The sequence below is a fragment of the Actinomycetota bacterium genome (assembly GCA_035540895.1).
Classification (GTDB): Bacteria; Actinomycetota; JAICYB01; order JAICYB01; family JAICYB01; genus DATLFR01.
Genome location: DATLFR010000215.1, coordinates 1 through 9,584 on the forward strand (window position 1 = coordinate 1; position 9,584 = coordinate 9,584).

Genomic DNA, 9,584 nt, shown 5'->3' on the forward strand with positions numbered 1-9,584 from the left:
GAGCTACAGAACCCCTCCCCGCACCACCGGAATGCGCCCCCCACCCCCCCGGGGGGCTCTTCCACTTCCCGGACTCTGCACCGGGCCAGGTCCGCACCGCACCGGGCCCCGCAGCGGGCGGGGTCCCGCACCGGAACCGGATCACCGGATCGGGCGCGTCTCCCCGCGTCCCGTGATCCGCAGGACCTCTCCCGGGCGGAGCTGCGCCAGCTCGGACACGATCTGGTCGAGCTGTCCGGGCGCGAACGCCCCGATGAAGTGGCCGACGACACGTCCCTGCGGGTCCAGGAAGAACGTCTCCGGGGCCCCCGTGACGCGGTAGCTGCGCGTGGTGCGTCCGGTGGCGTCCCGGACGCTTGGGTAGCGGATCTCGAACTCGTCCTCGTAGCGCGTCGCCTCGTCGCGGCCGTCGCGGATGTTCACCCCCAGGAACGCCACCCCTCGGTGTTCGGCCGCGGCGCGGGCGAGCTCCGGCGCCTCGTCACGGCACGGCGTGCACCACGACGCCCAGAAGTTGAGGACGGCGGGGCGCCCGCGCAGGTCCTCCGGACCCATCCGGGCGTCCGGGTTGCGCAGGACCGGGAGCGAGAACGCAGGCGCCGGCCTCAGCAGCTCCGCCTGCGGAGAGGCCCGGAACAGGGCCACGCCCGAGACGGCGAGGACGGCGGCCAGGGGGGCGAGCCAGAGGAGGCGTCGCATACGCGACCAGGATACGGGCCCCCGGACCCCGGGGGGTCAGCCGCGGCCCTGGCAGATGTGGGGCTGCTCGGGGCCGGAGCAGTCGAAGTAGACGTGCTTCAACAGTCCCCGCATCTCACGGCGCTCGAGCGTGGTGATGTAGTGAGCCTGGTTCCAGACCGCGTAGAAGTTGTCGTCGTCCACAGGGAAGAAGTAGTTGCCTCCCCTGGTGCCGTTCTCCACCCGCTTGTTCTCGTACGAGGCGGGGTCGTCGAACACCTTGCGCGCACCCGGACCGACCTTGTGCCGCATCGGGGGCGGGTCGAACAGTCCGAGCGTGACGCCGCACCGGGGGTTGCCGAACTCCCCCTCCCAGGGCGAGTGGTCGCAGCGGGTCACGGTCATGGGCTCGTCGGTCAGGTTCGTGATGGCCTTCACCCAGTAGGTGCGGGGGACGGTCCCGGTCGCGAGGGGCTGGACCGGGTTGCTGAGGTAGCCGAGCGGTATCCCGCGGGACTCGACCGTGTGGGCGAGGTAGGGCCTGAAGGTGAACTGCGGCGTCGGCCCGGGCACGATCAGGATCTCGATCCACCTGAACGGTGCGCAGAGCGGGCTGCGGTGGTCCGGGTCCGTACCGGCGCAGATGGCGCCCACGGGGTCGGGTTCGACCGCGTTCGGGCGCGGGGGGGCGGGCGGCGCGAAAGGGCCCAGTCCCGCCGCGCGCGCGGGCGCGGCTTGGCTGACGAGCGCCATGAGGACGACGATGAGCGCGTAGCGGCGCATAGCCTTCAGCAGCAACCTTCGGTTCGGTGAGCGTTCCCACCCCTACCGTTCGCGACCGGGAGACGAACTCCTCCCCGTCGCAGCGGTCACCTCTGGGCTGGGTTCTCCCAGGCGGCGTCCGTCTCCAGGAGCGGCTCCAGGTAGGCGTGGAACTGAGCCGCCTCGGCGATCGGGTGCAGGCGCTGCGGACGCTGCAGGGTCGCCAGCGTCAGGGCGGCGAGGACCGCCATGAGGGCGACCCACCGCACGTCGCGCGGGGCATCGACCGGACCGGCTCTCGCGACGAGGGCCGCCTCCACCGGGTCGGTGACGGGGGCGGGCGGGGGCGTGGCGAGCAGGACCGGGTCCTCCGACGAACCCTCGTCGGCCGGGCGCAGCAGGACCGGACGCTGGCTGAAGTAGTTCCACAACGCCACCGTCTCGGCGTAGTGGTCGGGGGCGTTCATGACCACGGTCAGGGCGCGTCCGGGACCGAGCTGGGCCGCTGCCACCAGGCACTTCCCGGCCCGGTTGGTGAACCCGGTCTTGATCCCCAGGGTCCCGGGCTCCTGGCCCAGCAGCTTGTTGTGGTTGTCGAAGGACCGCGGGTTGCCTCCAGGCCACGGGAGGGTGAACCGCGGGGTGGCCACGATCTCGGCGAGGACGGGGTCCTCGAGGAGCTGGCGGCCGAAGATGGCCATGTCCCAGGCGCTCGAGTAGTGCTCGGGCGCGTCCATCCCGTGGGGGTTGACCAGGTGGGTGTCGAAGGCGCCCAGGGCCCGGGCCTTCTCGTTCATGAGCGCGATGAAGTGGTCGTACCCGTGGGGGTCGTGGGCGGCGAGGACGTGTCCGGCGTCGTTGGCCGACTTGAGGAGCAGGGCGTACAGCAGCTGCTGGACGGTGAAGCGCATCCCGGGCTCCATCCCGAGCTTCCCGCCCCTCACCTGCAGGACGTCCTGCGGCACCACGGCCTCCTCGGCCAGCGTGAACAGGTCGCGGGCGACGAGCGCGGTGACGACCTTCGTCATGCTGGCGGGAGGGAGCCGGTGGCGGGCCTGCTTCGACAGCAGGACCCTGCCGTCGTCCAGGTCGACGAGGATGGCGGCAGTGGACCCGAGCGCGGGCGGGGCTCCCGGATCGGGGGTGGGGACCGGGTCCACCCGCTCCGTCTCGAGCTGCGGGTCCTGCTGTGCAGCGGCCGGCGCGACACCGACGGCGGATGCGAGGAGCAGGCTGGCCCCGAGGGCCCATATCCACCGTCTCACGCGTTCGTCACCTCCGGCCGCCGCTCGAAGGCCGCGGCCAGCTCCTCGATCAGCGTGCGGATCTCACCCGCCACCCGTCGGTAGGCCTCCCGCCGCTCGCCGAACGGGTCCAAGACATCCGCGTCGTCCAGGGGCGGCGCCTCCTCGCGGGCGGCGTCCGCGGCCCGCACGAGATCCTTCGGCGTCGGCTGCGGGGGGACCTGCCTCAGCAGGGCGAGGAGCTCCTTCAGTCCGAAGGTGCGGGGGGCGGCGTCCGGATGGTCCCGCACCACGTCGCGGACGTGCTCGACGGCGAGCCCCACGATCAGGTCCGCCCACTCGATCAGCGGACGCTCGTACAGGCGGGTCCGGTGCTCGTCGATCGGTACCCCCAGCTCGGACATGACCTCCCGCCCGTCCCACGTCGCGGCTCGCATCGGCCACGCGTGCGTCCCGGTCGATCGGACGTCGATGTCCAGCCCGCGTTCGAGCGCCTCCTTGCGCAGGAAACCCTCGGCCATCGGGCTGCGGCAGACGTTGCCGGTGCAGACGAACAGAACGTTCATGGCCCCGCGGATGAGTCTAGCATCGGGGTATGCGAGGCCCCTTCACCCCCGAGCAGCTGGCCGAGCTCGCGCATATCGAGGTCGAGGAGCTCCTCGGGTACGTCGCCGACGGCCTGCTCGACCTCGACGGGGACGGGCTGCTCGACGAGATGGACGCCCTCCGCCTGCGGGTGATCATCCATCACAAGGCGCTCGGCCATCCCCCCGCCCAGATCGGGCGGGGCCTGCTCGAGGACACCCTCCCCCTGCTGGGCCCCGACCTACTGGTGCCGGAGCGGACCGCGCACCTCACGCTCGAGGAGGTGGGCCAGCGGACCGGCCTCACGCCCGAGCAGATCACCGCCCTGCGGACGGCGTCCGGCACGCCCGGCGACCTGCTCACCACGACCGATGTCGACGTGATGGCCGCGGTCGCCGGGGTCGTGCAGGCCGGGGTCCCGTGGGAGGCGATCCTGGAGGCCGCCCGCGTGTACGGCGACGCCATGCGCCGGCTGGCTCACACGGAGGTGCGGATCCTCAGCGCCTACATGGACGACATGGAGCGCACCTACTCGGACGAGAGGGACCGGTCCGAGAGGCTCATGCAGCTGGCTCGCGGGCTCAGGCCGGTGATCGACTCGCTGCTCGTCCACCTCCACCAGCGACACCTCCTGCGCGCGCTGGCCGAGGACAACCTCAACCGGCTGGAGGCGAAGGGGCCGAGGACCGGAGAGAGGCCCGCCACGATCCTGTTCGTCGACCTGGCGTCGTTCACGCCGCTCGCTCAGGTGCACGGGGACGAGGTGGCCGCTGATGTCCTCAACAGGTTCGACAACCTCGTCCGGGAGCTGGTCGTCCCGCACGAAGGGGCGATCGTGAAGCAGATCGGCGACGCGTTCATGCTGACGTTCCGGGAGCCCGTGTCCGCGCTGAGGTTCGCGATCGAGCTGGACGTGGCCATCGGCCGGGAGTGGCACTTCCCGGCGATCAGGGTGGGGGTCCATACGGGAGAGGTGCTCTACCGGGTGGGCGACTACGTCGGCAACACCGTGAACATCGCGGCCCGGGTGGCCGCGCTGGCCCAGGCGAGCGAGATCCTGATCACGAAACCGGTCGCGGCGGCCGCCCTCGAGGCGGACATCCCGGTGGAGCCGGCGGGGGAGCGGGACCTGCGTGGACTGACCGACCCGCTGCCCGTCTACAGGGTCGTCCGGACCGGGGGCCGGGCCTCCCGACGCGAGCAGGACCCGGTATGCGGCATGCTCGTCGGCACCCACTCGGCCGCCCGCCTGCTGCACGGCGGCTACGAGTTCGTCTTCTGCTCGGAGGAGTGCCTCCGGCGCTTCCTGGCCGCGCCCGCGCGCTACGCGATGCCCCCCGCCGACGCGAAGCCGATCCTGTAGCTAGGCGCGGTCTCGCTCCCTGGCCCGCATCGCTCGAGCCACGCCGTCCATCGCCTCGAGCATGATCCTGCGGAGCGGCGGGGGGACGTCGTCGCCGGCCAGGTACGCGCGCGTGGCGTCGACGGTCTCCTGCTCGACCAGCCATCTCGGGTAGGCGGACTCGGCGAACTGCAGCCCGAAGTCGATGCCGCGCGTGTCGAAGAACCGGGTGACCGTCGCGAAGTACGGGTCGCGGTAGGGGCGCAGCAGCTCGGGTGCCATCGGGTCCGCGAACCCGGACAGGAGCGCCTTCATGTCCGCGAGCGAGATGTCCGGATCGTTGGTCGCCCTGTCCCACGCCTCGGCCTTGGCCGACTCGGTCGGGCGCGACGCCCGGGCCGCTTCGGCGTGGCGGCGGCCCATATCGGTGGGGTCGCGCTCGTACTCGGCGGAGATGAGGGCCTCGTCGGCGTTGCCCCACCCAGCCAGCCCGGACACGATCGCCCAGCGCGTGTCGGTGTCGACGGTGAGGCCGGTCACCTCGCGGCTCCCGTCCAGCAGCCCCCGCAGCAGCGCCACGTCATCCTGGCTCCTGGCCACGGAGAAGAGGAACCGGGCCCAGGCGTGCTGATGGTCCGACCCGGGCTCGTAGGTGAGCACCGCCTCCCGAGCCGCGGCGGCGGCGCGGTCGAGGGAGGCGTCCCGCGCGTCCGGATGCACGTAGTACCCCAGCGCGACGCCGAGGCGGAGCATCTGCCCCTGGACCACGGCGATGTCCGTCTCCGGGGTCAGGTTGTTGCATACGAGGTCGACGAAGTCGCGGGCGGACATCTCCGCGTCGCGGGTCATGTCCCAGGTGGCCGTCCAGCACAGCGCCTTCGCCACCGGATCGTGCAGCTCGCGCAGGCGGGAGACGAGCGTGCGGAGCGACCGCTCGTCCAAGCGGATCTTCGCGTACGTGAGGTCGTCGTCGTTGGGGAGCAGCAGGTCCGGGACCTCGTCGCCGACGGCCTGGGGGACCTCCGTACGCTCGCCGGTCACGTCCAGCTCGATCCGCTTGCGGCGGACCAGTCCTTCCTCGGTCAGGTCGTAAAAGCCGATGGCCATCCGGTGGGAGCGGAGCGTCGGGTGCTCCTCGGGCGCGGTCTGGACGACCGACATCTGCGTGTATGCACCGTCGGAGTCGGTCGACTCCAGCCGGATCGTGTTGACGCCGGTGGTCTGCAGCCACTCGCGCCCCCAGGCCCCCAGGTCGCGGCCGGACGCCTGCTCGATGGGAGCCATGAAGTCGGCCAGCGTGGTGTTCCCCCAGGCGTGCTTCTCGAAGTACCGCCGGACGCCCTCGAGGAACGCTTCCTCGCCTGCCCAGGCCGCGAACTGCTTGAGCACCGAGGCCCCCTTCGCGTACGTGATGCCGTCGAAGTTGAGGTGGGTGGCCTGCACGTCGGGCATGTCGGCGACGATCGGGTGCGTGGTTGGGAGCTGGTCCTGGGTGTAGGCCCACCCCTTCGTGCCGCTCGCGAAATGGGCCCAGATCGTCTTAAAGCGCGTCGCCCTCTCCGTGGCAAGGTTCCCGGTGTAGGTGGCGAACGACTCGTTCAGCCACAGGTCGTCCCACCACCGCATCGTGACGAGGTCGCCGAACCACATGTGGGCCATCTCGTGCAGGATCGTCCCGGCGCGGCTCTGACGCATGGTCTCGGTGACGCGGGACCGGAACACGTAGGACTCGGTGAAGGTCACGCAGCCCGCGTTCTCCATCGCGCCGAACTTGAACTCGGGCACGAAGAGCTGGTCGTACTTCCCGAACGGGTAGGGGGAGCCGAACGCCTCCTCGAAGAAGTCGAAGCCCTGCTTCGTGATCTCGAAGATCTCGTCGGGGTCGAGGTGGTCGGCGAGCGACCGCCGGCACCAGATGCCGAGGTCGATGTCGCGGTGACGGTCCCGGACGATGTGGAAGGGCCCGGCCACCACGGCCGTGATGTAGGACGGCATGACCGGGGTCTGGGGGAACGCCCACAGCCCGCCCGCGGCCGGACGAGCGGTCGGAGCCATGTTCGAGCAGATCTCCCAACCCTCGGGGGCCTCGACGAAGAACGAGAAGCGGCCCTTGATGTCCGGCTGGTCGAAGCACGCGAAGACCGAGTGCGCCTCGAAGGGCTCGAACTGGGTGTGCAGGTAGGGCTCCTTGTCCACGGGGTCCCGGAAGAAGTGGAGACCGGACCCCGTCCGGCGGTAGCTGCACGTCGCCCACACCTCGAGCTCGTTCGTCTCCTCGAGCCCGGACAGTCGGAGCCGGTTGCCGTCGAAGTGATCCTCGGGGATGTCGCGCCCGTTGAGGGTCGCCCGTTCGACCGTCGCTCCCGTCAGGTCGATGAACGTGTCCGAACCGGGCTGGTCGGATCCGAACCTGACCTTCGTCCGGGAGCCGAAGACCTGGTCGCCCGTGGTCAGGTCCAGCCAGATCTCGTAGACGGGGGAGGTGACGAGGGCGGCGCGTTCGGCCGCCTCCTCGCGGGTGAGGTTGTCCTGGGTCGTCGTCTGCATCAGTCCTCTGTCCTCCCTAGGCCCCCGCGGGTCATCCACTCGACGTCCAAGACCCTATCCAGTTCCTCCTCCGGGAGGATGTCCCGCTCCGCGGCGAGCTCCCGGATGGTGCGTCCGGTCCGGCGGGCCTCCTTCACGAGCTCGGCGGCGCGCTCGTAGCCGATGACCGGGTTCAGCGCGGTCGCGATGATGTCCGTCGACTCGACGAGCGACCGGCAGCGCTCCACGTCCGCTTCGGTGGTCTCGATCGTCTTGGTGGCCAGCAGCGTCGACGCCGCCGCGAGCAGGGTCACCTGCTGGAGCAGGTTGTGGGCGATCAGCGGGAGCGTCACGTTGAGCTCGAAGTTCCCGGACGCCCCCCCGAAGGTGATCGCCGCGTCGGCCCCTATCACCTGTCCGGCCACCTGGACGACGACCTCCGGGATGACCGGGTTCACCTTGCCCGGCATGATCGAGGACCCGGGCTGCAGGTCCGGGAGCCTGATCTCGGCCAGCCCGGCGCGGGGTCCGGAGTTCATCCACCGGAGGTCGTTGGCGATCTTCGCCAGGGAGACGGCGACCGTCTTCAAGGCCCCGGACATCTCCACGCAGGCGTCCTGGGCTCCCTGGGCCTCGAGATGGTCCTCCGCCTCGCGCAGGCCGAGCCCCGTCCGCTCCGTCAGACGGGCGATGACCATCGCGGCGAACCGGGGGTCGGTGTTGAGCCCCGTTCCCACGGCGGTGCCTCCCAGGGCGAGCTCGCCCAGACGGGGCATGGCGTCGCGAACCCGCTTGATGCCGAGCTCGACCTGGCGCGCGTACCCCCCGAACTCCTGTCCGAGTGTGACGGGCGTGGCGTCCATCAGGTGGGTGCGGCCGGGCTTCACGACGTCCGTCCACTCCGTCGCCTTGGTGCGCAGGGAACCGTGCAGCCGCTCGAGCGCCGGGAGCAGGTCGTGCTGGATCGCGTCGAGCGCAGCCACGTGGATGGTCGTCGGGATCACGTCGTTGGACGACTGTCCGAAGTTGACGTGGTCGTTGGGGTGCACGGGGGTCTTCGTCCCCCGTTCCGATCCGGCGGCCTCGTTGGCCAGGTTGGCGATCACCTCGTTGGCGTTCGTGTTGGTGGACGTGCCCGAGCCGGTCTGGAAGACGTCCAGTGGGAAGTGCTCGTCGAACTCGTTCCCCGCGACGCGGGTGGCGGCCTGCGAGATGAGCCGCGCCACGTCCTGCTCGAGGTGGCCGAGCTCGGCGTTCACCTCGGCCGCGGCTCCCTTGATCAGGGCGAGCGCGCGTATGAAGCGAGGCGGGAAGACGATCCCGGACACGGGGAAGTTCTCGACGGCGCGCTGGGTGGACGCGCCCCAGAGAGCCCAGGCGGGCACCCGGACCTCGCCCATCGTGTCCTTCTCGATCCTGAAGTCGTCGCTCATCGGCGGTGGTTCCTCCTCGTAGTGGTGGCCTTCAGCATGACGGCTGGCGCACCGGGCCTGCGACACGGCTCGGTCGGGAGCCGATCCTCACGTGGCGTGGCGCTGCCCGCCGTCGCGGCCGCCCCTCTCGCCGCCCGGCTCGAGGTGAGCCGGCGCACGGCGCCGCATGTGGCGTGAGCCGCCGGCGCAAGCCCCGGAGGGGTGACGGTACCGGCCGCGCGCCGGCGAGGGGCGCCACCTGCCGGCTCGATCAGCCCAGGAGCAGGGCGAGGCCCCCCACCGCGGCCAGGGCGAGCGTGAGCGCGACGAGGAGGGGCAGGGGGGTGCGCGGCAGGGGCCGTCCGGACCGCAGGGCCTCGTCGGCCCGGCGGTAGGCGACGTAGGGCCACACGCCGACCGTCCCCCCGGCGACCACGAGCGTCCCGGCGAGCGCGAGGGCGACCGCCTCGGCCCCCACGTGCAGGAGCTTGCCCACCACGAGCCCCGTCGCGATCATGGCGAGCGAGGTCCGCGCCCAGGCGAGGAAGGTCCGCTCGTTGGCCAGCGAGAACCGGGCGTCCGGGTCGCCCCTTACCGCGGCCACAGGACGACCTGGGTGCAGCGGAACACGGCGAGGGTGCGCTCGGAGTCGTCGGTCACGGTCGCGTCCCAGACCTGGAGCGTGCGTCCTCCCTGGACGAGCGTGGCCGTGCACCGGACGCGCCCGGACGTCGTCGTGGACAGGAAGTTCGCCTTCAGCTCGGCGGTCGTGAACCCGCTCGCCCCCTCGGGGAGCGCGCGCACGCAGCCGTACCCGCAGGCCGTGTCGGCCAGGGTCACGACGGAGCCGGCGTGCAGGAACCCGTTGGGAGCCAGGTGATGGGGGCGGACGTCGAACCCCGCCTCGACGCGCCCGACCTGTACCTCCGCTATCTCGATGCCCATGTAGCCCGGGAGCCGCTCGGCTCCCACGGCGTTGAACGCCTCGGCGTCGACGGGGAAGGGTGTGCGCGCGTCGTCCACGGGGGCACGATA

Annotated in this window: 9 protein-coding genes; 1 reads left to right on the forward strand and 8 read right to left on the reverse strand. The window is 71.3% G+C overall.

What is annotated here, in order from left to right:
* Nucleotides 1–141 precede the first annotated feature (141 nt).
* From VM840_12080 to VM840_12095, 4 genes are all read right to left on the reverse strand, one after another.
* Nucleotides 142–699 carry a redoxin domain-containing protein gene (locus VM840_12080; protein HVL82316.1) on the reverse strand — a complete coding sequence of 186 codons (558 nt, stop codon included), beginning with the start codon at nt 697–699 and terminating at the stop codon, nt 142–144.
* A 36-nt stretch (nt 700–735) separates the two neighbouring features.
* Nucleotides 736–1,476: a hypothetical protein gene (locus VM840_12085; GenBank protein ID HVL82317.1), complete on the reverse strand. Its 741-nt coding sequence runs from the start codon at nt 1,474–1,476 to the stop codon at nt 736–738.
* Nucleotides 1,477–1,547: 71 nt separating this feature from the next.
* Nucleotides 1,548–2,705 (reverse strand): D-alanyl-D-alanine carboxypeptidase family protein, encoded by a 1,158-nt coding sequence (locus VM840_12090; GenBank protein HVL82318.1) that lies wholly within the window; start codon nt 2,703–2,705, stop codon nt 1,548–1,550.
* On the reverse strand, nt 2,702–3,250 hold the full coding sequence (locus tag VM840_12095) for a hypothetical protein (protein ID HVL82319.1): 549 nt from the start codon (nt 3,248–3,250) through the stop codon (nt 2,702–2,704). The genes VM840_12090 and VM840_12095 overlap by 4 nt, the downstream gene beginning before the upstream one ends.
* A gap of 29 nt (nt 3,251–3,279) precedes the next feature.
* On the opposite strand from VM840_12095, the gene VM840_12100 reads away from it, so the two are divergent.
* On the forward strand, nt 3,280–4,632 hold the full coding sequence (locus VM840_12100) for an adenylate/guanylate cyclase domain-containing protein (GenBank protein HVL82320.1): 1,353 nt from the start codon (nt 3,280–3,282) through the stop codon (nt 4,630–4,632).
* On the opposite strand, the gene pepN is transcribed toward VM840_12100, so the two are convergent.
* The 4 genes from pepN to VM840_12120 all read right to left on the reverse strand — a co-directional run bounded on the left by pepN (nt 4,633) and on the right by VM840_12120 (nt 9,494).
* Nucleotides 4,633–7,158, reverse strand: coding sequence for an aminopeptidase N (gene pepN / locus VM840_12105; protein ID HVL82321.1), 2,526 nt, complete (start codon nt 7,156–7,158; stop codon nt 4,633–4,635).
* On the reverse strand, nt 7,158–8,570 hold the full coding sequence (locus tag VM840_12110) for a class II fumarate hydratase (protein HVL82322.1): 1,413 nt from the start codon (nt 8,568–8,570) through the stop codon (nt 7,158–7,160). The genes pepN and VM840_12110 overlap by 1 nt, the downstream gene beginning before the upstream one ends.
* A 250-nt stretch (nt 8,571–8,820) precedes the next feature.
* Nucleotides 8,821–9,153, reverse strand: coding sequence for a DUF202 domain-containing protein (locus tag VM840_12115; GenBank protein ID HVL82323.1), 333 nt, complete (start codon nt 9,151–9,153; stop codon nt 8,821–8,823).
* Nucleotides 9,141–9,494, reverse strand: coding sequence for a PaaI family thioesterase (locus tag VM840_12120; GenBank protein ID HVL82324.1), 354 nt, complete (start codon nt 9,492–9,494; stop codon nt 9,141–9,143). Before VM840_12120 ends, VM840_12115 begins: the two co-directional genes overlap by 13 nt.
* Nucleotides 9,495–9,584: the final 90 nt, after the last annotated feature.